The sequence below is a fragment of the Paraburkholderia jirisanensis genome (assembly GCF_054782355.1).
Window position 1 is genome coordinate 661753 of record NZ_BAAGSQ010000025.1, and the last position, 25180, is coordinate 686932.

Below are 25180 nucleotides of genomic sequence, written 5' to 3' on the forward strand. Positions count from 1 at the left end.
ACGCGTCGCTCGCGCGCGGCCGCTGAACCGGCCGCCGCGGGCGATGCATGCACTGCTACAGGGCCCGATGATAGGTGCGCGCGGTTTGCTGCTGGCCGTCGCGAAGATTACCGTTTTGTTATCTTTGCAGCGCTTTGTTTGCCGCGCTTTGTTTACCGCGTTCGGTGTCAGTGAGCGGGCGTGAGACGCGCGTCGAAGAACTGCTGGGCGGATCGTATCGCGAGGCGATGCACGTCGTCCTGATGCGTTGCATGCGCGCATACCGGCACGGCGGTGCGGCCGGCTGCCGTGCAGTCGGCCAGAAAGTCGTAGTGCGTGACGCCCGGCAGGCGCGTCAGCAATGCGTTGGGAATCAGCCGCGCAGCCACCATTGCATTGGTCACAGCCGGTGCAGTGGTGTCTTCGTCGCCAACCATGATCTGGACCGGCGCCGCTAACGCTTCGAGACTGGCGGGCCGCAGCGCCTGCACCAGCGCGGGCGCCATCACGAACACCGCGCGCACCTGCGCAATCGAATGATCGTCGCTGGCATGCGCCAGTTCGGCCTTGATCTCGGGACGCTGGATCAGCTTGTCGAAGTCCGCGCGCGTGACGGCAAGTTCGGGCTGCGGCTTGCACATGTCGTCGTCAGGATGGGTGTCGCAGAACCGGATGAAGCGCCAGGGCTCGATGCGCGCGCCCGCCGCCATCAGCGACGTGTAGCCGCCCGCGGAAAATCCCGCTACGCCGACCCGCGACAGATCCGCATGCGGCCCGACCGTACGGTCCCGCGCGATCGCATCGAGGGCGATGCGCAGGTCGTCGGCACGGTCCCACCATAGGGCTGCGCCGGCCACCGTCATCGGCTCCGCGCCGTTGTTGCCCGGATGATCGACCGCTACGACGATATAGCCGTCGCGCGCCAGCTCGATGCCGAGCCAGCCCATCACGCGCGCACTGCCGCCGTAGCCGTGCGACAGCAGAATGACCGGGTAGGTGGCGCGCGACGTGTCGAAAGGTGCATCCGGCGCGGCCGTGCCGACTTCGAAAAGCGGCTGGTCCGCAGGCCCGATCGCAATGTTTCGCTCGACGGCTTGCGCAGCGGCCGGATACCACACCGTGATGCGCAGTACCGCGCGCTGTTGCGCATCGCGCAGCGCCGCGGTGCGGTCGAATGCGGTGCGATGGAGTTCACCTACGTTCGCCGCGCCTGCAGCGGCTGCTACGAACAGCAGCAGCCACGCGGCTGCCTTGATGAGCGTGCAACGCACTGCGTCTCCTTTTTATGTTGTGAGCGGGCCCTGTCGTGAGTACTTCGTGTGATGACTTCGTGCGATCGCCTCGCGTAGCCATCTGGCGTAAGCGTCTTGTATGCCCATGCCCGCGTGTCGCAAGCTTACCGCATTCGCCCGCACTCGCATCCATGCAAACAGTGGGCGGCAGACCGCGTCCCGTTCGTTGAACGTTCGGGGACAAGCTCGTTTTAAAAGACGCTGCGGACACGACGGACAGCGCGCGCAACGGCGCGCGGCTTCGCTCAATCCGGCATACCCTTGCCGCGCGTCTCCGGCAGGAACCACGGCAGCACGATGCCGAGCACGTACACCGAGCCAAGCGCAAGCGCAGCCTGCGCGACGCCGCCAAACGACTTGATCATGCTGCCCGCGATAATCGGAAACACCCACGCAATCAGACGCGCCGCATTGAACACGAAGCTGATCGCCGTCGAGCGCACCGTGCTCGTGAACAGTTCGCCCGGGTAGATCGCCATCCATACGTATGCGCAGCCGAGCGTGAAAAAGCCGTTCAGCGGGGCGACCACCATCATCGCTTCGACGCTCGAGGTCAGCTTGTACGTAACGATGGTAGTGAGCAGCGAGCCGACGAAGCTCAGCGACAGAAATGCCTTGCGGCCCATCGCGTCGATGACGAAACCGGCCACCATGTACGCGGCAATCGCACCGATCGTGTACGCGATCGACACTTTCGAGCCCCACGACAGCGGATCGGCCACGCCTTCGGCCTTCGCAATCGCAACGGTAAAGGTCGGCAGCCAGCTCGAGATGGCCCACCAGCCGACCGTGGTGACGATCGACAGCACCAGCAGGATCAGCGTGCGGCGCGCCGCCTCGGGTTCGACGAACAGCTGGGTGAGCGTAAACGGCCGTTTGCCGTCGGCCGGTGCCGCTGCCGTTGCCGTTGCTCCAGCGCCTTGCACGGTCGTGGCGTTCCAGCGCTTCTCGCGCACCGCACGCTGCCATTTTTCGGATTCGTTGACGTTGCGCCGGATGTACAGCACGAACAGCGCCGGCAGCGCGCCGAGCACGAACATCACGCGCCAGGTCTCAGCGCCAAGCGGATGCCACGACGACATCGCGTACCACAGCACCGCGGCGGTCAAGGTGCCCCAGCCGAAGCCCGATTGCAGGAAGCCGGCGCCCTTCGCGCGCGCCTCTTCAGGCCAGGTTTCCGACAGCAGTGCGATGCCGGTGCTCCACTCGCTGCCCATTGCGAGACCGGTGACGAAACGCAGCGCGCACAACGTCCAGATCGTATCGGACAGCGCGGTGAAACCGGAAAACACGGCGTACAGCAGCACGGACCACAGCATCATCCGCTTGCGACCGACGTAGTCGGCCAGAATCCCGCCGACGAGGCCGCCGATGCCCCAGCCGAGCAGCGTGATGCCGATCACGACGCCGGCATAGACCGGCGTCGAGGCCGCCTGGGCGGGCGTCAATACGGAATGCAGCATCGGTGCGAGCACGACCACCAGCACCAGCGCCTCGTAGCCGTCGAAAATCCAGCCGAGAAAGCTCGCGCGCAGCACTCGCCAGTGCATCGCCGTCAAACCGTCGTACCAGCGGCCGCGTGCGCGGACTGCCACCTGCCCTTGTTCCATCTGCTCGTCTCCTTGATTTTTACTGGCGCACCTTCGGTGCGGTCGAGGTCGCCGGGTGTGCGCCTTTTTGCTGCGTGTTGCGTGCTGCTACTTGCTATTACTGCACTGCTACTTGCTATTGCCGCGCTGCTGCGTGCTGCTGCCAGCCGCGGCCGTGCGCCACGGCCAGCGCGTGCTCACGCTAGCGCTGCCCGAACGACGCGCCCGCGAACACCTTGCCGACGCCGCGCGGTTCGCTGCGCCAGTACTGCGGCGGCGCGTCGACGCTCGCGCCCAGTTCGGCCGCCGCATGCCACGGCCAGCGCGGATCCCACAACAGCGCACGGGCCAGCGCGATCAGATCGGTGTCGCCGTCGCGCACCGCCTTGTCCGCTTCGGCGGCTTGCGTGACGAGCCCTACGCCCATGGTCGTCATGCCAGTCGCTTCACGCACGGCCTTCGCAAACGGCATCTGGTAGTGCGGGCCAAGCGGAATCTTCTGCTGCGGCGACAGGCCGCCGGTCGAGACGTCGATCCAGTCGCAACCGCGCGCCTTCAGCCGCTGCGCGAGCTCGATGGTTTGCTCGAGGTCCCAGCCGCCTTCCACCCAGTCGGTGGCCGACACGCGCACACCGAGCGGCTTGCCGGCGGGCCACACCGCACGCACTGCATCGAATACTTCGAGCGGGAAGCGCATGCGGTTTTCCAGCGAGCCGCCGTATTCGTCGCTGCGCTGATTCGACAGCGGTGACAAGAATTGATGCAGCAGGTAACCGTGTGCGAAGTGTAATTCGATTGCGTCGAGGCCGATGCGCGCGGCGCGCTGCGCGCTTGCCGCAAAGGCGTCGCGGATGCGCGCGAGGCCGTCGCGGTCGAGCTCGAGCGGCGCGGCTTCGCTATCGCGCTGGGCGATCGCCGAGGGCCCGAACGTGCGCCAGCCGCCGTCTTCGACCGGGATCAGGCCGCCGCCGCGCCACGGCGGTTCGCTCGATGCCTTGCGTCCTGCGTGATTCAATTGCACGCCGATCGGCATCTTGCTGAATTCGCGCACTTCGCTGAGTACGCGGCCCAGCGCCGCTTCGTTTGCGTCGGAGTAAAGGCCGAGACACAGCGGCGTGATGCGCCCGTCAGGCTCGACGGCAGTCGCTTCGAGCAGCATCAGCGACGCGCCGCTCAACGAAAGGTTGCCGATATGCGTGCGATGCCAGCTGCTGGCCGAGCCGTCGATCGCGCTGTACTGGCACATCGGGCTGATGACGATGCGATTGGCGAGCTCGAGCGAGCCGAGCTGCAAGGGGGAGAAAAGGGTTGCGCTCATAGAGATGCGGATGCCTGAAACATAATCGTTGAAGGGGCCAAGGGCACAGCTGCGGATGCCGGTGTCGCCATGCGCGAATCGACACACGGAGACATGGATACGGCCTTCCGTCGTCGTGCGCGATGGCTCGCGCCACCTGTCGTGCGTCGCGGCGCCGCAGTTATCGCTCTTTCACAGCGATAGAATGGGGCCTGCCAGCCGGTTTGAGAACTTCCGATTCATCAGCGCAGGCATCGCGAAGCGTGATGGATGCACCCAGCAGATCAGGGATAACCCGTATAGGGAGTAACAGAAATGCGCGCCAACGAAGGCCGCCCGCTGCGCTTCGACATCGAGTCGCTGCGTATCTTCGTCGCCGTGATCGAGGAAGGCAGCATCGCGGCCGCGGCGGGCCGCACGCATCTGGTCGCGTCGGCGGTCAGCAAGCGCGTGTCCGACCTCGAAACCGAAGCGGGCACCCCGCTGCTCTATCGGCACAGCCGCGGCGTGCAGGCGACGCCCGCCGGCGAAGCGCTCTATCACCACGCGAAGCGGCTGGTCGAGCATCTGCAGCAGATTTCCGATGAACTGTCCGAGTATTCGCAAGGCTTGCGCGGCCACGCGCGCATCTACGTGAACTTCACGGCGATGGTGCTGTATCTGCCCGCCGCGCTGCATTCGTTCCTGCGCGTGAACCCGCAAGTGCGCGTCGACATGGTCGAGAAAACCAGCGACGAAGTCGTGCATGCGATCGAGAGCGGCGTGGCCGACCTCGGCATCTGCGCGCCGGCGCCCAATACGCTCGGCGATCTGCAGGTGCGGCCGTATCGCGTCGACAAGCTGGTGCTGCTGGTGCCGCGCGATCATCGGCTGGCGCACAGGGCGCATATCGATTTCGATGCGGCGCTGGACGAAGACTTCGTCAGCATGCCGCATGGCACGTCGATTCCCAAACTGTGCCGCGCGGCCGCCGAACGCAGCGGCCGACGGCTGCGCGTGCGCATCGAGGTGACCAGCTTCGAAGGCGTGCGCAATATGGTGGGCGCCGGGCTCGGCGTCGGCGTGCTGCCGGAAGGCAGTGTGCTGCCTTATGTGGAATCGACGCGGCTGGCGGTCGTCGAACTCGACGATGCGTGGTCGCTGCGGCCGCTCGTGATCGTTGCGCGCAACTTCGATACGCTGCCGATGCCGGCGCGCATTCTGGTCGATCATCTGGAGAAGGATGCGGTGCAGCGTAAGTGAACGCGGTGGTGCGCGGCGCGCGTGCGTGCCTGCGCGCTTGAATGCGCTTGAATGCAGTGCGTGCAATGTCACGCGTGCGGTGCCTGCCGCACGGTGCCGACTGCGCTTGCCCGTCAGCGCAGCGCCACCGCGAAATCCAGCACGGCTCGGTTGAACAGCGCAGGCCTTTGCAGTGGCGCAAAATGGCTCACGCCTGGCAGCACTGTCAAGCTTGCGCCAGGAATGCTGCGCGCCAGATATTCCGCATGCTCGCGCCGGATGAATTCGTCATGTTCGCTTTGCACGACCGTCACCGGCACGCGCACTGCGGCAAGTTCCCGCGCGCTGCAATCGGGCTGTGTCTTCTGCATGGTGCTGACCGCGGCGACGAAGCCATCGAACTCATCCGGCGTGGCCGACAGTTGCGCATAGTCTTGCTTGTGCCGCGCAAAGCAGCGGTCGATCACCGGCGTCGGCACGAATTCCTTTGCGCCATCCGGATTCACGTTGCAACCGAAAAACAGCACGCCCGCCACCCGCTCGGGCTGCTGCAGCGCCGCGAGCAGCGCCGTACAGGCGCCGTCGCTCCAGCCCACCAGCGCGGCGCGTGCCACCCCTAGCGCGTCCATCACGGCAAACAGGTCGGTGGCCATTCGCGCGTAGCGATACGGCTGCGCATCGCGCGTGCTGCGGCCATGCCCACGGCTGTCGATCGTCACCACACGATAGCCGGCGGCCACCAGCGCGCTCACCTGGTAACCCCAGTTACCGCTATGGCCGAGGCCGCCGTGCAGCAGCACGAGCGGCGTGCCCGCGCCGAATGCGGCGTACCACAGGCGTGCGCCGTCGTGCTCCACCCATGCGGTGTGGCCATCGTCCGGCAGCGCCGGCGCGCCGTGCATCGCGAACTGGGTGAGGTCGTCGTCGTGCGATTCCATCCGGATGTCTCCTGGCTCGTCAGGCGTGGCGCCTGGTGCGGGGCTTGACGGCAGTGCTGCGATAAAGAACGTTTCGGTCCAGAACCGCCATTGTCGCAGTTCACATGGAATTCCTCGAGCAGGCAACTGTTATTCACGTTGACTGGCGAATCTGCGAACGTGGTTTGCGGATTCGAGCCCCCCCCTTCTGTCAATGATGAAACTCCCATGAGCAAAGTCCCTACGATGATCAAGGCAGCCGTGCTCGTCGCCGCGTGCGTTGCGGCAGCGGGCGCACACGCGCAAAGCGCAAGCGACACCACAGGCAACAGCGCGGCCAGTCCCGAATCCGCATCGGCAAGCCCCGCCGCTTCGCTGGTCTCGCTGGCGCTGCCGCCCTCTTCTGCGTCCACGACTGCGGCACGCAGCCTGCTGCGTGGCATTCCGACCGGCAGGCCGGTGCAGAAACAAAGCGTCACGCCTGCCGCATTGACCTCGCTGGTCAACACCGCAGCGCCGCAACTGCTGCAGGCAATTGGCGCGCCGAAATGCACGGTCGGCATCGCGTCGCTCGGCTATCACACGATCGGCGGCCACGGCGAACCGACCACCGCCCAGACTGCAGTGATGCTGCCGTCCGGCGCCGGCTGCACGGGCCCACATCCGGTCGTGGTGGTCGCGCACGGCACGTCGTCGGACGCAAACGACGATCAGTCCAATCTGGCCGGCGACGTCGACGGCCAGATCGAATCGCTCGAGACCGCTGCAGTGTTCGCGGCACAAGGCTATATCGTGGTGATGCCCAACTATGCCGGCTACGCCGGTTCGTCGCTGCCGTATGCGCCGTTCCTGAACGCCAACCAGCAGGCTGCCGACATGATCGACGCGCTGCGTGCCGCGCGCCTGTCGTTTCCGGAGATCCTGCGCAACGCGGTGCACGGCAAGCTCTACGTGACCGGCTATTCGCAAGGCGGCTATGTGGCCATGGCGACGCTGCGCGAAATGCAGCGGCTGCCGCTCGAATTCCATCCCGCGGCCGTCGCGACCGGCAGCGGCCCGTATGCGCTGTCGCTGACCGTCGACAAGGAAATCGAAGGTGCGCCGAGCGCGCAGGCGCCGCTGTTGTTCGATCTGCTGGTCGATAGTTACCAGGCGTCGTACAGCAACGTCTTTACACAGCCGGGCGATGTATTTGCCGCGCAATACGCGGCGCGCGCGCCCGGCCTGCTGCCCGGCGCGGCGTCCGAGGCGACGCTGTTCGCCAATAACGTGTTGCCCGAAAACGCGCTGTTCCAGTCCGGCTCGCTGCCGCCGCCCGACCTGTCGAATCCGGACACCGCGGCCGTCAATCAGGCCGGCTTCGATCCGCAAAATTTCTTCCTGAGCACGAGCTTCCGTGCGGCACTCACGGCGGATATCGCAGCCAACCCGTGCAGCGACCGCAGCAGCGGGCAGCCGATCGCGAACTGCAAGCCGGCTAGCGGCCTTCGTCAGGATGCGCTGCGTAACACGCTGCTCGATTTCAAGCCGCGCGTGCCACTGCTGATGTGCGGTGCACACTCCGATGCCGTGGTGTATTTCCAGAACACCCAGGTTGCCACGCAATACTTCCAGCAACGTGGCGTGCATGCGTCGCAGCTGACTGTGGTCGACGTCGATCCAGGTACGGCCGCGCCCGCAGGACCGTTCGCCGCACTGCAAGGTGGCTTTGCCGCGGCGCGAGCGCAGGAAGCTGCTGCGCTCGCCGGCAAACCCGGTGCAGCGCTGCTGCTGGAGACGGACGTGCATGTGCTGGCGGCGCCGTTCTGTGCACTCGCGGCGCGCAGCTTTTTCGATGCGCAAGGTGCGCAGTGATGCGCGGATAGTGGTGGATAGTGGCGGATTTGCGGCGGCCTCGCCTGCGAGGCTGTGTAGCGTGTGCAGTGAAGGTAGTTGCGAGTGCAACCACCTTCATGCCGCGATAGTGCGACGAACGTCGTCTGCTTCCGAAGCATTCGGCGCGACCGCCGGCACCGGCAGCCATGCCTGTGCTGCGCCGTGCACCGCTGCCTCAGTCCGTCAGCTTCTCAGCACCAGCGGCGCGAACACATCCGCTGCGTTACCGCGCCGCTCCAGTTCCCATAGCACGCCCAACGCTTCGTCCGCGGACGAAGCACCGAGCACCGGCACCACGTTCTTCCTGAACTTGGCGGCGAAATCCACGCGCTGCATCGGCCGCGTCGCGGAGCCCGGAATGTCGTCGACCCGCTTGCTGAACACCTGCCCATCGTCGCGCGTCGCGGTGACGACAGTCGCGTAATACTTCGGATACAGCTTCGACATCTGCGGATCGTCGACCACCTTGATCTTCTTCATGAACGCGCGCAGCTTCGGGTCGTGCAGCGCTGCCAGGCTGTAGCTGGCCACCGTGATGTCGCCGTCGAACATCGCGCGCGCGGTCACATACGGCAAGCTGTGATCGGCCGTGCCGCTGGTCTCCGGCGCCCATTTCTCGGCGTCCATGCCGGCCGAAAACCAGCCTTCGTGCGAGGTTCTGATCTCGACCGCGGTGATCCGCTCCACCCCACCGGCCTGTTTCGCGACGTCGATGCCGGCTTCGATCGCGGTCTGCGTCAGCGCCTGCGCCGGATAGAACTTCACCGAACAATCGCGGATGCGAAACGGCCGGCCACGGCCACCGAACGCACCGGTATCCACCGTGAACGGACCGGACACCTGTTTGAAGAAACCCGCATCGCCTTCGAAGATCGGCGACGGTCCGGTCAGCCCTTCGCGCGCCAGCGCCGCGGAGAATACGCCATTGCGCGCGGCGTCCGCGTCGGCGAGCCCCTTCCAGTTCGAGATGGTCTGCACGCGCGTCTGGTTCAGCGCGAGGTGTCCGTTGATCGCGAGATTCACCGCCTGCGTGAGTTCCGCCTCGTCGAGTTTCATCAGTTTGCCGGCCGCGAGCGCGGCCGCCGGCAGGCTGAAATTCGGATGGTCCCAGCCATGCTGGCTGATCGACGCGGCATCCATCATCCGGCAATCGATCTCGTAGGCGAGCACGATCGCCAGTATCAGGTCGCGGCCGCTCGCGCCTTCCGCTTCGGCTTGCGCGAGGCACGCCGAGATGTTGTCGCTCGGATGGCCGATTTCCTTGCCGGCATACACGTCGTTCAGATCGTAGTAGCGCAACGCTGCGCCATTCGCGAAGGTGGCCATATCGGGCGCGGTGCGCAAGCGCGTGCCCAGTACCGTCGACGTGCCGTTGCCCGGCTTGCCGTTAGCCGCACCGCCTTCGGCCAGCGCGACCTTGCGCGCGATCTGCACGGGCTTCTCGTTCAATGCCGCGACGCCGCAGCCGAGCGCGTCGGCCAGATGGGTCTTGGCGAGTTCGATAGTGGCGTCGTCGAGATCGTCGTAGCTCAGCGATGCCGCGTACGCGGCGAGACGTTGCGCAAGTTCGGGCATGCCCGCGCTGCGTGCGGTTTGCGCTCCCGTTGCGGCATTCTGTGCGAACGCGGGTGCCAATCCGGGCCCGATAGCGGCGGCGCTCGCGGCGAGCGCGCCGAGCGATGCAATGAAATGACGGCGCTGCATTCTGGGTGAGTCTCCTGTATGCGGTTTTTTTCGGCAGATGCAGCCGGTAATTCGGAACTCAGATCAGCACCAGCAGCGCCACGCCGAACACGACACTGCCCAGCAAAAACGTCATCACGGTGAAGCCGAGTACGCGCTGCACGCCGATGCCCGCCATCGCGACCACCGGTGCGGCCCAGAACGGCTGCATCATGTTCGATACCTGTTCGCCCATCGCCACCGCCATCGTCGTGGCCGGCACCGACGCATGCAGCGCGAGCGCGGCCGGCACCACGAACGGCCCCTGCACGGCCCAGTGCCCGCCGCCGCTCGGCACCAGAAACGTGACGATCAGCGAGCACACGTAGCTCCAGAACGGCAACGTATGCGCATTCGAAATCGCGATGAAGAAATGCGACAGCACGTCGGGCAAGCCGGTCGCTTCCATGATGCCCATCACGCCGCCGTATAGCGGGTACTGCAGCATCATCGAGCCGGTCTGGCGCGCGGCATTTTTCACCGCATCCGCATACGCAAGCGGATAACCGTGCAGCACGATGCCTGCGCAAAACATCACGAAGATCACCGCGTTCACGCCGGAAAAGCCGGCCACGTGCTGCACGCGTGCGAGCACGATGAACGACAGGCCAGCCAGGCCGATAAAGCCGCTGCCGAGCGGCGAATACTCGAGCCACTTCGCCGGCGACAGCTTGCCAGTGGGACGCGCGCGCGCGGGCGGGTCCGGATTCTTGTCGAGGTCGAGCACGACCGCGTTTTCATCGTGCGGCTTGAGCAGCGCGAGCACGATCGGCACGCCGACCAGCATCACCACCACCGGGATCAGGTTGAATGGCCTGAAGATCAGCTCGTCGAACGACAGCACGCTGCCGGTCAGTTTCTCGACGACGTTCATCGCGCTGCCATGCGTCGATTGCGCGAGCGCGATCGAACTGGAGATGCCGCTGGCCCACACCACCCAGCCGGAAAAGCCGGCGGCGACGATCCACGCGAAGTCGACCCGCATCCGTTTGGCCACTTCGCGCGCCAGCAGTGCCGCGACCACCAGCCCAAGACCCCAGTTGAAAAACGATGCGAACGCCACCGACAGAAAGGTCAGCGTAGCCGCCTGTACCGGCGTGCGCGCGAGCGACACGATCGCGCGAAACAGCCGCTGCACCGGTGGCGCATGCGCAAACGCGTGCCCGGTGACGAGCACCAGCGTGATCTGGAACGCGAAGGTCAGAATATCGAAAAAGCCCTTGTACCAGCCGCTGACGATGTGCACGAACGAAGCGTGTGGTGCGAACAGCGCAGCCGCCGCAGCGACGATCACGGTGATCAGGATCGCCAGCACGAACGGGTCGGGGATGGTGCGTTCGAACAGCCGGATCGTCGCGTCGGTGAAGCGCGCCTGGCCAACCGGCGCATGCGTTGCGCTGGCGGGCTTCATCGTGTGCCTTGGGCGGCGTGTGCCGAGGTCGTCATGGCGGTTGTCTCCGTGTGTTTTATATTTGATGCTGCGATGTTGAGAGCGTCGGGCGAGCCTTCGTGAGCGTTGACGAGCCCCGAAGATTGCCGCGCATCAGAAACCGTAAAGCTCGGCCGGATTGTCGACCAGAATCCGCTCGCGCAATGCGCGGTCATGAGCCCAGTCGGACAGCACGTCGAGCAGCAACGCATCGTCGGCCTCGCCGCCTTCGGTCACGTGCGGCCAGTCGCTGCCCCATACCAGCCGCTGCGGCGCGCTGCGCACCCATGCCTGCGCGATCGGCGCCACATCTTCATAGCGGCCCTGTTCGCCAACCAGCGAGTCGAGATACGGGCCCGACAGCTTCAGCCACGCACGGCCGCGCTCGAGATGCCGCTGGATGATCGCGAAGGCCGGATGTGTGATGCCCGCCGGCAGCGGCAAGCGCCCGAGATGATCGAACACGATCCGCGATGGCAACCGGTCGAGCAGCGCCTCGTGCTCGACGATCTGCGCGGCGGTCCAGTGCAATTGCACGTGCCAGCCCAGCTCGTCGATGCGGCGCGACAGCGGCTCGACCATGCTGAAGTCGACCACCGCCTGCTCCGGCGTGTAGAGCGTGAAACGGATGCCGCGAATGCCGCCGTCGTGTAGCGCCTGCAATTCGCGATCGGTCACGTCGGGACGCAGCACGCCGACACCGCGCGTATGCTCGCGGCCCAGCTGCGCGATAGCATCGAGCGTGACGCTATTGTCGACGTCGTAAAGGCGTGGCGTGACGATCACCGTGCGGCGCGTGCCGATGCGCTGCTGGAAGCGTGCGCGGTAGTCGTCGGCGCTGGCATGCGCAACGAATTTGCCGGGCGCGCCGGCGCGCACGAAACGCGCGTCGTATACGTGCATATGCGAGTCGCAGGCAAACTCGCACGCAAGCGCGCGCACGGTTCGGGTTGCGGCCATTCATCGTCTCCATCCAGATCGTTCTGTCGTGCGTGCAAAGCCTCCAGCAGTGCCGCTGGTGCTTTGCCTTTACCTTTCGCCGACCACACCGTTGGCGCGTAACGCGGCGATTTCCTCGGCGCTAAAACCGTGGCTGCCCAGCACTTCGTCGGTATGCTGGCCGAAGATCGGCGCCGCAAACGGTTCGGGTCCTGGTGTGCGTCCAAAATGCAGCGAACGCCTGAGGCCGCGATAGCCGCCGACCGCAGGATGCTCGAAATGCGCGATCATGTCTTCCGCCGCAACTTGCGGATGGTCGAACATATCTTCGACTGCGCGCGCCGCCGAACACGGTACTTCGTCGCCAAACAGCGCTTCCCACTCGAGCGCGCTCTTCGCCTGCAGCGCGGCGTGCAGCTTCGGCACGATTTCGTCGACATGCTGCGCGCGCTTTCGGACCGAATCGAAGCGCTCGTTTGCGGCCAGTTCGTCGAGGCCGGTCTTGCGGCACAGAGCCTGCCAGAAATGCGGCGTGTTCGCAGAGATGTACAGGAAGCCGTCGCGTGTCGGATGCAAGCCGGTGATGCCGCCCGAACGCATATCGCGGCCCACTTCGCGCGGTTCGCCATCGGCCCAGATCATGCGGGCCGACTGCATCGTCAGCGCACTGCGCAATAGCGAAACGCCGACGTATTGGCCATTGCCGCTGCGCTCGCGCTCGAACAGCGCCGAGCTGACACCGCCGAGCAAAAGCGCCGCGGCGTAGTAGTCGACCACCGAGCCGTACAGGATCTCCGGCGGCCCATCGCGCTTGCCTTGCATCGCGCACATACCCGTCATGGTCTGCAGCACCTGGTCGTAGCCGGCCTTCTCTTTCAGCGGACCGTGTTCGCCGTAGCCGGTCACCGCGCAATAGACCAGCCGCGGATTCAGTTCGCGCAGTTGCGCATAGCCGATGCCTAAACGTTCCGGCACGCCTGGCCGGAAGTTGTGCACCAGCACGTCCGCGCGCGCGGCCAGACGCAGCAGCACCGCGAGCCCTTCGGCTTGCTTCAGGTCGAGCGCAACGCCGAGCTTGCTGCGGTTTACACCGAGAAATGCACGGCTTTCGCTGTCGAGCGTCGACGGATATTTGCGCAGGTTGTCGCCGGTAGGCGGCTCGATCTTGATCACTTCGGCGCCCTGGTCAGCGAGCAGGCTGCAACCGTAAGGCCCTGCAATATAGGCGCTTAGATCGAGCACGCGGATGCCGGACAGCGGGCCGCGCACGGCTGCGTGGTGGTCGTCAGCAGCTGCGGGCCGGCGCGATGCAGACGTCATGGTTGCGTCTCCTGTTGCGCTTGCGCGAGCAGCACGCGCGCGCGCGCAACGAACGGCGCATCGATCATCTTGCCGTCCACCACATAAGCACCGAGCCCTTGCGCATCCGCTTCGCTTGCGGCTGCAACGACCCGTTGCGCATGCGCGAGTTCCGCTTCGCTCGGGCGAAACACCGCATTGGCCAGCGCGACCTGGCGTGGGTGAATGCAGCTCTTGCCGATAAAGCCGAGGTTGCGTGCGAGGTGTGCTTCGCGGCGAAAACCCTCTTCATCTGCGATATCGGCGAAGGCGGCATCGTAAGCGAACACGCCCGCTTCGGCGGCGGCAAGCGACAGCGCGAACATCGCCTGCTGCACAGCCACGGTTTCGCGCCGCACGATGCCGTGTGGCTCAAACAGGTCCGCGAGACCCAGTTGCAGGCCGCGCACACGCTCGTGCGCGCTCGCCAGTTCGTAAGCACGGCGCAAGGCGCCCGGGGTTTCGATGTTGAGCAGCAGGCCGATCGGCTCGCTAACGCCATTCGCTCGCTCCGCGTCGCACAGCGCTTGCGCAACCGCGCGCACTGCGTCCGCGTTGTCCGGCTTCGGCAGATTGATCAGCGCAACGCCGCGTCGCGCAACCGCGGCGAGGTCCGCCTCGAAATACGGCGAGCCATACGCGTTGACCCGCACGATGATCGTCTTGCCCGGCGGCCAGACATGATGCGTAGTCAATAGATTGCGCAGCGCAGCACGCGCTTCGTCCTTGCGGGCGGGCGCAACCGCATCTTCCAGATCGAAAGAAATCGCATCGGCCGCGCTCGCGAGCGCCTTGTCGAACAGCTCCGGCCGCGAGGCCGGCACAAACAGTTTGCTTTTCATGAAGCGAGTCTAGACACGCGGATACCGAAGATAAAGCGGTAGAATCTGCGTTCATAATTAAGCAAAAGTATCTTTATGGAGACCAGCTTTCTGCATAGCTTTCTGCTAGTTGTCGATACCGGCTCGATGGCGGAGGCCGCGCGGCGGCTCGATGTGTCGCCCGCGGCTATCGCGCAGCAGATTCGCGCACTCGAACGCGAACTGGGTGCAACGCTGCTGGCGCGCTCGGGGCGTACGGTCGCGCCGACCGCTGCCGGCATGCGCATCGTCACGCGCTCGCGCGGCCTGCTGCGCGACCTCGCCGATCTGCGCACCCTCGTCAACGATCAGTACGCAACAGGAGAGCTGCGCCTCGGCACCATCAACACGGCGCTGCATAGTTTGCTGCCGGAGATCCTCGCGCGCTTCGTGAATACGCATCCGCAAGTGAAGATGTTCATCCAGTCGGGCACGTCGATGGAGCTGTACGACGCGTTGAAAAATGGCGATATCGATGCGGCCGTATGCACTCATCCCAGCTTTGCGGTGCCGAAAAATTTCGTGTGGACGCTGTTGCGCGAAGAACCGCTGGTCGTGCTTGCGCCGCAGCGGCTCGGCAAACGCGGCGCGCACGAACTGCTGCGCAGTGAACCGTTGATCCGCTATGACCGCTCGCTCGCGGGCGGCAAAGAGGCCGACCGTTACCTGCGCCGCGAAGGCATCGTCGCGCACGAGCGCTTCGAACTGAGCTCGCTCGCAGCGATTGCGATGATGGTCGATCGTGGGCTCGGCGTGTCGCTGGCGCCAGATATCGCGTCGCCGATCACACGCGGGCTGCGCATCGCGCGCGTGCCGTTGCCGATGCCTTCGGAGCCGCGCCGCTTCGGCGTGCTGTGGCCGCGCGGCGCAGTGCGCGCGACGCTGGTGCAGGCGCTGGTTGGTTGCGCGCGCAACGTGGTGGAAGGCGACAGGAAACCGGGCGGCAAACGGGCCCGCGTGACGGACTGAAAAGGACTGAAGGACTGAAGAACCGAAGCCTCAGCGGCTTGCTCGCCTCGCTAGCAGACAAAGCCCATCGTCTTGACCGCCTCGGCCAGATAGTCGACGAACGAAGCGATACGCGCGGAGATCGCCGTGTTGCGATAGTAGACCGCATTGATCGGCTGGCGAACCTCCTGTGTCTGCCTGACGAACAACTGCACGAGCCGGCCTTCGCGGCGGTCGCGTTCGGTCATGAAATCCGACAGGCAGACGATGCCCGCGCCCTCCAGCGCGAGCTGCCGCAGCGTCTCGCCACTCGACGACACGATCGCCGGCTCGATCCGGTACAACTCGCGGTCCGCGCCTGCTATCGGCCACAGGTTCAGCGACTCGGGCTGCGTGAAGCCCAGCAACGCGTGCGACGCGAGTTCTTCCACGCGCTTCGGATGACCGTGGCCTTGCAGATACGCCGGCGCCGCCAGCACACGGATGCGGCTCGTGGCAATCGCGCGGCTATGCAAAGTCGAATCCTTCAGCTTGCCGATACGGATCGCAACGTCAGTGCGCCGCTCGAGCAGATCGACGATGCCTTCGTTGCTGTGCAATTCCAGTTCGACGTGCGGGTAACGCTGCCGGTAGCCGGCCACGAGCGGCGCGATCACGTGCAGCATGAATGGCGTTGCGGCATCGACGCGCAGTTTGCCGGAAGGACGCTCGCGCCGCGCAGCGAGCTGTTCCTCGGCGTTTTCGACTGCCGCGATGATTTCTCGCGCGTATTGCAGGAACGCCTTGCCCTCTTCGGTCAGCGACAGGCGCCGGGTGGTCCGTCGCAGCAAGGTGGTTTGCAGTTTTTCTTCGAGCCGCCCCAATGTGCGGCTTGCGCCCGACACAGTCTGGCCGAGTTGTTCGGCGGCCGCCGTGATCGAACCGGTATCGACCACGGTGGCGAAGGTCTGCAGTTCATCGAGCGTAACTTTCATGCGTGACTTCAATATTTGAATTCAAATCAAAAGTCACTTGTTTATAAACCAGCTTCCGCGCAAAAGTAAAGGCGCTCCGAAATCGTCTGCAACCACGCAGTGCGATCGCAACGATCGCCTGCGCGGCCAGGCGTCTATGCAGCCGTTTCCCGTTACTTCGGCTGCGCGACGTAACGTAGATACGGCTTCAACGTCTTGAAGCCTTGCGGATATTTCCTGTTCGCATCGTCATTCGAAACCGAGGTTGGAATGATCACGTCGTCGCCCGGTTTCCAGTTCACCGGCGTGGCCACTGCATGCTTTGCATTGAGCTGCAGCGAATCGAGCAACCGCAGCACTTCGTCGAAATTGCGGCCCGCGCTCATCGGGTAGACGAGCATTGCTTTCACCTTCTTGTCCGGGCCGATCAGGAACACCGAGCGCACCGTCGCGTTGTCGACCGCGGTGCGCGTGCCGCCGCTCGCATGTGGATGGATCATGTCGTACAGCTTCGCGACCGTGAGATCTGCGTCGCCGATCATCGGGTAAGTGACGGCGTGCCCTTGCGTCTCCTCGATGTCCTTCATCCACTTGTGATGGTCGCTGACCGGATCGATGCTCAAACCGATGATCTTCGTGTTGCGCTTGTCGAATTCCGGCTTCAGGCCCGCCATGTAGCCAAGTTCGGTGGTGCAGACCGGTGTGAAATCCTTCGGATGCGAAAACAGGATCGCCCACTTGTCGCCGATCCACTCGTGGAAACTGATCTTTCCTTCGGTGGTATCTGCGGTGAAATCGGGCGCTTCTTCTCCTAGACGAATCGTCATTCTGGGCCTCCGTGAGTGCTATTTCTGTGGGTATGCCACTGTCTGGTTCGCATCGCGAACCAAGTGAATTGTAGTCACCAGGAAAGCCCGGTTTAAGAGTTTCGTCGCGTCGTTCCGGAAAAATTCTTGCGCGCGCGGCGCCTGCGCCGGCGCGCTTGCATCGGAAGCCGATTTTTTCAGTGATCAGATCAGATGAAAGCGACCGTCCGCGCGGTGCAGCCCGCTGCAGCACCGTGCACTCAGTCGTGATCGGTCGACATCGCCAGTGCGCGCCACGTATCGAGTTCCTGCTCGACGAAGCGGTTCTTCTCGCCGATCTTCGTCACCGTATCGCTGCCTAGCGGCAGGCGCACCGGCGGCGTGGCGCTGTCCGCCAGTTTCAGGATCGCCGCGGCCAGCTTGAGCGGATCGCCCGGTTGCGCGTGATTCGCGTCCGCGGCGAAATCGCGCATCGCGCCGACCGTCTGCGCGTAATCGGCAATGCGCGCGTGTGTCGACACCAGCGAGTTGTCGTTCAGGAAATCGGTGCGGAAAAAGCCGGGTTCGACGGTGGTCACGTGCACGCCGAGCGGCGCCAGTTCGATCGCCAGCGCTTCGCCAAGACCCTCTACAGCAAACTTTGTGGCGCCATATACCCCCCAGCCCGCATACGCCGCGTAGCCGCCGACCGATGACATGTTGATCACATGGCCGCTGCGTTGCTTGCGCATCTGCGGCAACACCGCGCGCGTCACCGTCAGCAGGCCGAACACGTTGGTGTTGAATACCGCCTTGACTTCGCTATCGCTCGATTCTTCGACCGCGCCGAGCAGGCCATAGCCGGCATTGTTGACTAGCACGTCGATACGCGAGAAACGCGCGAGCGCCTGCTCGACGGCTTGCGCTGCATCGGCTTCGCTGGTCACGTCGAGCTTCACGGCAAGCAGATTCGGCTGCTCGCCGAGGCTATCGATAACTGCCTGAGGATTGCGTGCGGCGGCCACTACGCGGTCGCCGCGCTCGAGCGCCGCACGTGCGATCAGTGTGCCGAAACCACGCGATGCACCCGTGATAAACCAGACTTTGCCTGCTTGCGCTTGTGACATGATTCGCTCCTTGCTCGTGAGTTGCTGCGTCGCGTCACCTTGCGTTGGTGGATGGCGCGGCGCAGTGCATGACACGAATCTTAGGAGCCCACGGATCAGCAAACTAGAGCGATCCGGATTGACTGACTTTCAACCGGTGGTTGCAAATTGCCGGCATGCAGGGCCGCGGGAGAAGCGGCCACCGACGAAGCAGCCGCAGCGAGCGCCGCGGCCCCATCGGACTTACTTGAAGCCCACCACCTCGTGCGGCACGTACGGCGCCTCGAGCGCCGCGATTTCTTCGTGCGTCAGCTTCAGCGACAGCGCCGCCACCGCATCGGTCAGATGATGCGGCTTCGATGCGCCGATAATCGGCGCCGTCACGCCCGGCTTCTGCGCGACCCACGCGAGCGCGACCTGCGCACGCGGCACGCCGCGCGCCTTGGCCACCGTAGCGACCGCCTCGACCACCGCGCGATCTGCATCGCCGATGTTCTTGTACAGGCCGCTGCCGAACGCGTCGGATTGGGTGCGTTCGGTCGTCTCGTCCCAATCACGCGTCAGGCGGCCGCGCGCCAGCGGGCTCCACGGAATCACCGCGATCTGCTGGTCGGCGCACAGCGGCAGCATTTCGCGCTCTTCCTCGCGATGCAGCAGATTCAGGTGATTCTGCATGCTGATAAATTCAGTCCAGCCGTTTTGCCGCGCGAGATACAGCGCCTTGCTGAATTGCCACGCATACATCGACGAGGCGCCGATATAACGCGCCTTGCCCGCCTTCACGACGTCGTGCAGCGCCTCGAGCGTTTCTTCGATCGGCGTGCCGTGATCCCAGCGGTGAATCTGGTACAGGTCGACATAGTCGGTGCCGAGCCGGCGCAGGCTGTTGTCGATTTCGGCGAAGATCGCCTTGCGCGACAGGCCCGCACCGTTAGGGCCGGGGCGCATCCTGTTGTAGACCTTGGTGGCGAGCACGACGTCGTCGCGTTTGGTGAAGTCGCGCAGCGCGCGGCCGACGATTTCCTCGGACGTGCCGTCCGAATAGGTGTTCGCGGTGTCAAAAAAGTTGATACCCAGTTCGAGCGCCTGACGGATCAGCGGGCGGCTTGCTTCTTCGTCGAGGGTCCACGGGTGCGTCCCGCGGTCGGGTGCGCCGTACGTCATGCAGCCGAGCGTGAGGCGAGAGACTTCAAGCCCGGTCGAGCCGAATTTTACGTATTCCATCTGTCGATGCTCCTCGCATGTGAATGCTGCGCGCGCTGACCAGAGGCGCGGGGGCGCCAGTGCTGGCGCGCAGCGCGTTAGCGTAGCGCAGTGAAATGCGTTGGGCGTTTAGTTTTGCTTCAAAGCCTGGTTCGCCATGCTGTGCGCCACAGGCGCGACAGGTGCCGGGCCGGAGTTCGAAGCCCGGCGCTCACCAGCAGAATGCGGGGGATGGGTGTCGCGGCACGCCGCGCGCTCACGCATGAGCCGCGCGGCGCGCGTCATGCATTATTTCGCGCCTTGCCGTTTGTGAACCGGCTCTTCGCTGTAGAACTCGTGCTGCTCGCTCTCGTTCAAGCCATTGAGAATGCTGAGCGTTTTTTCGTTGATCAGGTTTTCCACGGTGTTCGTGATCGTATTGCCGTAATGGCTGGCAAGACGCTCGAGATTCCGCTTGGTCGAAATCCGCACAAAAATGGACAGGCGTTCGCTTCCTCCGCCCGGCCCCAGATGGCGCTGCCGGTACCGTCGCTGCTTTTCGGAGTTTGATAATCCCATTGCGTCTTTTTCCACGGTCATTCCATTTGAACCTGTTGCCGTTTGTCCCGACATCGCTTGAATGGATAACGGCGCAATCCAATCGCCATTTAGGGCAAGGTCGAAGTTATGCGGTAACCGTGGCAGCGAGAGATGCGCCGATTGTGCCGGCCAACCCACTGGTTTCCTTTTGCGACAAGGGTTTACGTCGTATGCGCGCTGCGTCGGGAATTTCGCATGACGAGCCGTTGCTTCGCATCGGACGGGTTCGTGCGGCGCTGCGCGGTCGCGGCACGCCGCCTCAATGGGACTGGAACGCGTGCATGAAACGCGGTGGCTCGCTGCTTTTTGTGTTGCGTACCTGCTCGAGGAACGCCGGCAGGCGCGCCGCACCGATCGCCTTGCCCAGATAGAAGCCCTGCGCGAGGTCGATGTGCGCGCGGCCGACGGCCTGATACTGGCTGGCGCCCTCGACGCCATCGACCACTACCGCCATCGCGAGGCGCTTGCCGGCGCTCGCCAGCGTCCGCAGCTGCCGCGCGCGCTCGTCTTCTTCGAGGCTCATCACCTCGCGGTCGGCTTTCAGGAATTCAATGCCGGCGCCGGCCAGCGCGTCGAGCGCCGGCGACACGCCATGCACATGCGATACGCCGACGCGAATCTGCGCCGCGCGCAGCTGCGCGATTTCGGCCAGACGCCCGGCCACGTCGTCGAGCGGAAACTGCAGCACCAGTTTGCAGACCGGCGTCAGCTGCTTTGCCATCCTGATCAACCGGTCCAGCGAGGCCTGCGATTCGAGCAGCGAACCCGGTACGTCGACGATCACGTACATCGAAGCGCTGTCGTCCAGGTCCGCCAGTTCCTTTGCAGCCGCGTCGAACTTGAAGCCCAGAATGCCGTCGCCCACCACGGTGCGTTCGAGCTGCTCCATGTACCATTCGGCGCCGCGAATGCCATGCACCGTGTTGCGCCAGCGCAGCATCACTTCGAGCCCGACGCATTGACGCGTGCGCGTGTAGAACACCGGCTGGTATTCGAGGTGGAATTCGTCGCGCCGCAAACCGCGGCGTGCGGCGCGCTCGAGTGTGGCGCGCGGACTGTACCAGCGTGCACGCACGAACAGGCCGCCGGCCAGCGCGAGCGCCAGCAATACGGCGGCGCCCAGCAGCAGGCCGCCGATGCGCAATAGTGCCGCAGTGTGGGATGCCGGGTCTGCCTGATCGTCGGTGGCGGCTTCGGTATGCGGGTGTTCGGTGAGGTCCGGCGAGGGCTGCTTCGCCTCTTGCAGCACCTGCGCGTGGCGCGCCGCTGCGGCGGCCGATGCCGCGGCCGCCGTGGCACGAGCCTTTGCCGCTGCATGTTCACGGCTTGCCAGCGGCCTCCCCGGCGGCGTATCGGCCGCCGCGTCGGGCTGATCCGGTGTAAACCGGCAGCTCGACGCCGCGCTGGTATCGACCACCTGGGCCATACCGCTGCCATCGAGCGGTGCGGGCACGCGCAGCACCGCTGGCGCCGCACAATCGCTGCCGGAAAACGCAACGTCTGCCGGCGCGGCTCGAGCGGGCAGGCAAAACGCCACCGCGCACAACACCCCGATGTATCCCGATCGCATGGTCGTATAAGTAGTTATGCCGCACCGTCGATGCATTCTGTGCGGAAAAGGTCCGGCGAAGCGTGCAGGCTAGCATCGAGACAGCAAGCGCATGCGGCCGCGGCGCAGCCGTCGCGCAAACGTGTGCCTCGACATGCAGCACGCCGCATACGGACTACGCAAAACGAAGACCTTTGAGGCCTCGAATTATAAGGACGCTGTCTGGAATGAATTCGACGCCAGTTATCCGGTAACTGGTGAACGGACGCTTGCGGCGCTTTTGCCGCTCTGGCGGCTGCAACGAACCGGATGATGGGATGCTGCGATGACACCATGATGGCGAAGGCGCCGCAGTGCACCGGGACCGCGCCGCACACGCATGTTGCCGGATACGCCTTGCGCATTATAAGAGTTCTGCGCGGCAAACTGTCGCGCGGCGCGCGCGCGTGCCCGCATCATGAGCTACTACGTGTCGCGCGTTACGTATCGCTCCACATACGCAACAGGTTGTGATAGCAACCAACCAGCGTGCGGCGTGCTGCCTCATCGCCGTTGCTTGCGTTCAGACGCTGGATCGAATTGTCCATGTCGAACAGCAGCGCGCGCTGGGTGTCGTCGCGCACCAGGCTCTGCGCCCAGAAAAAGCTCGATACGCGCGCGCCGCGCGTCACCGGACGCACCTGGTGCAGGCTGGTACCCGGATAGACGATCGCGTGCCCGGCGGGCAGCTTCACCTCCTGCACGCCGTACGTATCTTCGATCAGCAGTTCGCCGCCGTCGTATTCGTCGGGCGGCGTCAGAAACAGCGTGATCGACACGTCGGTGCGCACCCGCACACCGCTGCCGGGCACCAGCCGGATCGCCCCGTCGACATGGCTGCCGAAATGCATGCCGCCTTCATAGCGGTTGAATAGCGGCGGATACACCTTGTTGGGCAGCACCGAACTGATAAACAGCTGATTGCGCTCGAGCGTCGCAATGATCCGGTCGCCCAGTTCGAGCGCGACCGGCGAGCCTTCGGCAATCTGCTGGTTATGTTTGACAGGCGCGCCCTGATAGCCCGCCGTGGCGCGGCCGTGCACCCATGAAGCGGCGGCCGTTTCGAGCTGCGCGCGCATCGCGGCGGCATCGGCGGGGCTGAATACGTCCGGGATCGTGACAATCATCGTTCAACGCTTCCTGCGTGGCCGCGCGCTTTCATTCGTCACATGAAGAAAGCGCGCGGCATTCGTGGGTTCGCCGTACGGCGCTCAATAGAAGCGATAGTTTAGCGTCGCGAGGAAAGTGCGGCCCAGACCCGGCACCGCGCGTCCGCCGTCCGACTGGATGATCTGATCGTAGTATTGCTTGTTGGTCAGATTGATCACGTTGAACTGGATGTCGTAGTGCTTCTGGTGAAACGCGGCCATCACGTCCCAGCGCGTGTAGCCCGGCACTTCGACCAGGTTGTTGTTCGCCGCATAGCGCGGGCCCGTGTAGATCGGACCACCACCCACTTCCCACTGCGGCGTGATCGCATAGGTGGACCACAGCGTCAGCATGTTGCGCGGTGTGTTCGCCGGCGTCTTGCCGGCCGTGCCGTCGTTCGCCGAGACGATTTCGCCATCCATGTACGTGTAGCCGCCGAACACCTGCCACTTGTTCGTGATGTGGCCGGCCGCGCCAAGCTGGTAGCCGCGCACGCGGATGTTGCCGGACAGCGTGTAGGTGCCGTCGACGTTCTGCGTACGCGCGTTGGTCTTCTCGATGTTGAACAGCGACTGCGTGATCGACAGACCGCCGCCCAGCAGATCCCACTTGCCGCCCACTTCATACGACTTGTTGTGTTCCGGCGGCAGGTTCTGCTGACCGCTCGTCAGCGTCAGCGCTTCCAGCGACGGGTCGAACGACGTGCCGTACGACACGTAGTACGACTGCCAGTCGGTCGGCTGATAGATGATGCCGCCGCGCACGCTGGTGAAGTAGTTGGTTTGCGTCGCATAACCCGGCGCATTGATGCTGTTGTTGATGGACGCTTCGTAGCGGTCCCAGCGCACGCCGCCTACCGCTTTCCAGTGCTCGCCGATCGAGATCGTATCGTTCGCGTAGATGCCGAGGCCGTTCGCGCTCGATTGCGCGAGGTTGGTCGCGACGATCTGCGTGTTCGCGGGCACCGGCACGTACGACGGATTGAGCAGCGGCACAATCGCGATCGTGTTCGACGGCAAGCCCGGCGTGGTGGCCGTGTAGGTCTGGTTGGTGTAGGTTTCGTGGCTCAGGTCGACGCCGGTCAGCACATCGTGCTTCAGGAAGCCGGTGTTGAATTTGGTCTGCAGCTCGGTCGTGTTGTACAACGAGTGGTCGTTGATCACACGGTCCTTGCCCTGCATCTTCACGAACAGCTGCGACGGATCAAGCGACGTGAAGTTGCCGTTGGTCAACGCCGTCGACGTGCCGAGCGGACCAGTCAGCACCGCAGCCGGGTTCGACGCGCGCACGTCGGTGCTGTAGTGGCTGTACTGCGTCTGGTTGCTCAGCGTGACGTTTTCGTTGAAACGATGCTTGATGCGCGCCGAGAAGGTCTGCACATCCTGGATCGTGCGGTCGTCGGTGAAGCCGTAGAACGTCGACTTGCCCACCACCGATGCCGGATGGCCGTTCAGCGACGGCACGCCATAGTCCGGCTGATCGCGGTTGTGCTGGATCAGCGCCGACAGCGTGATTTCAGTCGGCGTGCCGATGCCGAACTTCACTTCCGGCGCGACGCCGTAGTCCTTGCTCTTCATCACGTCGCGCGACGAGCCCTGGTCCTGGCCGAACGCGTTGATACGGAATGCCGAGGTGTCCGTGATCGGCGTGTCCAGGTCGACCGTCGTGCGGTAGCGGTCATGCGTGCCGGCCTGCACCGAGACATCGGCGCGCGGCTTCAGCGTCGGCTGCTTGCTGACCTGGTTGATCACGCCGCCGGTCGAGCCGCGGCCGAAATACAGCGACGACGGGCCGTATAGCACGTCGATCGAATCGAGGTTGAAGGTGTCGCGATAGTACTGGCCGCGGTCGCGAAAGCCGTCCAGGTAAATGTCCGTACGTGCCGAAAAGCCGCGCAGGTTGATGTTATTGCCGATCGAGCCGCCTTCAGCCGCGGCGATCGTGATGCCGGGCACGTTGCGTAGCGCGTCGGTGAACGACGAAGCGGCCTGCGATTGCAGCACCGCCTTGGGCACCACCACCGCCGCTTGCGGAATATCGCGCAGCTGGGCCGGGACCTTGGCGCCGACGCTCGACACGTCCGGCTGGAAATCGTTGCTGTTGTCGACCTGCCCGGTCACTTTCATCGCAGGCAGCGTGCCTTCCGCGGTGGTGGTCGGCGTGGCGGCGGCAGCGCCGCTGGCGGGAGAAGTAACTTGCGCTGCGGCGGGTGCGGCAGGTGCCGCGGTTTGCGCATATAAAGGCGAGGCGAAAAAGGCCACCGCCGCCGCTGCGAGTGGCGTCGTCTTAAACATACTGGTTCCCTGTCGTTGTGTTACATGATTTTTATTGGCCGGCCGACGTGCAACGCCGTTACCGGACGCGCAGCCTTGCTGCGCGTGGGACCACTTCGCTAGAGCCGCGCCGACTGC

At 64.6% G+C, this 25180-nt stretch carries 20 protein-coding genes; 3 read left to right on the forward strand and 17 right to left on the reverse strand.

All coding sequences use genetic code 11. From position 1 onward, the window contains the following. Positions 1-167: 167 nt before the first annotated feature. The 3 genes from ACYVNQ_RS14700 to ACYVNQ_RS14710 form a co-directional block, all read right to left on the reverse strand. Positions 168-1250, reverse strand: coding sequence for an alpha/beta hydrolase family protein (locus tag ACYVNQ_RS14700; protein WP_460903224.1), 1083 nt, complete (start codon positions 1248-1250; stop codon positions 168-170). Between the two features lie 266 nt (positions 1251-1516). Continuing rightward, positions 1517-2881, reverse strand: coding sequence for an MFS transporter (locus ACYVNQ_RS14705; RefSeq protein ID WP_460903225.1), 1365 nt, complete (start codon positions 2879-2881; stop codon positions 1517-1519). A gap of 181 nt (positions 2882-3062) precedes the next feature. Further along, complete coding sequence (locus tag ACYVNQ_RS14710) at positions 3063-4178, reverse strand: NADH:flavin oxidoreductase/NADH oxidase (RefSeq protein WP_460903226.1); 1116 nt, start codon at positions 4176-4178, stop codon at positions 3063-3065. Positions 4179-4472: 294 nt separating this feature from the next. Between ACYVNQ_RS14710 and ACYVNQ_RS14715 the strand changes: the two genes are divergently transcribed. Next, a complete protein-coding gene (locus tag ACYVNQ_RS14715) occupies positions 4473-5399 on the forward strand; it encodes a LysR family transcriptional regulator (protein WP_460903227.1) in 927 nt (308 codons plus the stop codon). A gap of 113 nt (positions 5400-5512) precedes the next feature. On the opposite strand, the gene ACYVNQ_RS14720 is transcribed toward ACYVNQ_RS14715, so the two are convergent. Continuing rightward, positions 5513-6316 carry an alpha/beta fold hydrolase gene (locus tag ACYVNQ_RS14720; RefSeq protein ID WP_460903228.1) on the reverse strand — a complete coding sequence of 268 codons (804 nt, stop codon included), beginning with the start codon at positions 6314-6316 and terminating at the stop codon, positions 5513-5515. 207 nt (positions 6317-6523) lie between these two features. Between ACYVNQ_RS14720 and ACYVNQ_RS14725 the strand changes: the two genes are divergently transcribed. After that, complete coding sequence (locus ACYVNQ_RS14725; RefSeq protein ID WP_460903229.1) at positions 6524-8149, forward strand: alpha/beta hydrolase family protein; 1626 nt, start codon at positions 6524-6526, stop codon at positions 8147-8149. Between the two features lie 204 nt (positions 8150-8353). Here the strand turns inward: ACYVNQ_RS14725 and ACYVNQ_RS14730 are convergent, their stop codons facing one another. From ACYVNQ_RS14730 to ACYVNQ_RS14750, 5 genes are all read right to left on the reverse strand, one after another. After that, complete coding sequence (locus tag ACYVNQ_RS14730) at positions 8354-9874, reverse strand: MmgE/PrpD family protein (RefSeq protein WP_460903230.1); 1521 nt, start codon at positions 9872-9874, stop codon at positions 8354-8356. Positions 9875-9932: 58 nt separating this feature from the next. Beyond that, a complete protein-coding gene (locus tag ACYVNQ_RS14735; protein ID WP_460903231.1) occupies positions 9933-11303 on the reverse strand; it encodes a short-chain fatty acid transporter in 1371 nt (456 codons plus the stop codon). A gap of 132 nt (positions 11304-11435) precedes the next feature. Further along, positions 11436-12281 carry an amidohydrolase family protein gene (locus tag ACYVNQ_RS14740; protein WP_460903232.1) on the reverse strand — a complete coding sequence of 282 codons (846 nt, stop codon included), beginning with the start codon at positions 12279-12281 and terminating at the stop codon, positions 11436-11438. Between the two features lie 69 nt (positions 12282-12350). Then, positions 12351-13580 (reverse strand): CaiB/BaiF CoA transferase family protein, encoded by a 1230-nt coding sequence (locus tag ACYVNQ_RS14745; RefSeq protein WP_460903233.1) that lies wholly within the window; start codon positions 13578-13580, stop codon positions 12351-12353. Next, positions 13577-14440, reverse strand: coding sequence for an HpcH/HpaI aldolase/citrate lyase family protein (locus tag ACYVNQ_RS14750; protein WP_460903234.1), 864 nt, complete (start codon positions 14438-14440; stop codon positions 13577-13579). The genes ACYVNQ_RS14745 and ACYVNQ_RS14750 overlap by 4 nt, the downstream gene beginning before the upstream one ends. 75 nt (positions 14441-14515) lie before the next feature. Here ACYVNQ_RS14750 and ACYVNQ_RS14755 point away from each other — a divergent pair, with 75 nt between their 5' ends. Further along, complete coding sequence (locus tag ACYVNQ_RS14755) at positions 14516-15427, forward strand: LysR family transcriptional regulator (RefSeq protein ID WP_460903235.1); 912 nt, start codon at positions 14516-14518, stop codon at positions 15425-15427. 50 nt (positions 15428-15477) lie between these two features. On the opposite strand, the gene ACYVNQ_RS14760 is transcribed toward ACYVNQ_RS14755, so the two are convergent. The 8 genes from ACYVNQ_RS14760 to ACYVNQ_RS14795 form a co-directional block, all read right to left on the reverse strand. Continuing rightward, the gene (locus ACYVNQ_RS14760; protein ID WP_460903236.1) at positions 15478-16380 is read right to left on the reverse strand and encodes a LysR substrate-binding domain-containing protein; all 903 of its coding nucleotides are present in this window, start codon (positions 16378-16380) and stop codon (positions 15478-15480) included. A 152-nt stretch (positions 16381-16532) separates the two neighbouring features. Further along, positions 16533-17186, reverse strand: a complete 654-nt coding sequence (locus ACYVNQ_RS14765; protein WP_460903237.1) for a peroxiredoxin — start codon at positions 17184-17186, stop codon at positions 16533-16535. A gap of 239 nt (positions 17187-17425) precedes the next feature. Next, positions 17426-18271, reverse strand: coding sequence for an oxidoreductase (locus ACYVNQ_RS14770; protein WP_460903238.1), 846 nt, complete (start codon positions 18269-18271; stop codon positions 17426-17428). Between the two features lie 222 nt (positions 18272-18493). Then, a complete protein-coding gene (locus tag ACYVNQ_RS14775; RefSeq protein WP_460903239.1) occupies positions 18494-19474 on the reverse strand; it encodes an aldo/keto reductase in 981 nt (326 codons plus the stop codon). Between the two features lie 267 nt (positions 19475-19741). Continuing rightward, a complete protein-coding gene (locus tag ACYVNQ_RS14780) occupies positions 19742-20170 on the reverse strand; it encodes a hypothetical protein (RefSeq protein ID WP_460903240.1) in 429 nt (142 codons plus the stop codon). 121 nt (positions 20171-20291) lie between these two features. Then, positions 20292-21485, reverse strand: coding sequence for an EAL domain-containing protein (locus ACYVNQ_RS14785; protein WP_460903241.1), 1194 nt, complete (start codon positions 21483-21485; stop codon positions 20292-20294). A 575-nt stretch (positions 21486-22060) separates the two neighbouring features. Beyond that, entirely contained in the window at positions 22061-22747 is a 687-nt protein-coding gene (locus tag ACYVNQ_RS14790) for a Fe2+-dependent dioxygenase (RefSeq protein ID WP_460903242.1), read from the reverse strand. An 84-nt stretch (positions 22748-22831) separates the two neighbouring features. Next, entirely contained in the window at positions 22832-25063 is a 2232-nt protein-coding gene (locus ACYVNQ_RS14795) for a TonB-dependent receptor (RefSeq protein ID WP_460903243.1), read from the reverse strand. Positions 25064-25180 lie beyond the last annotated feature (117 nt).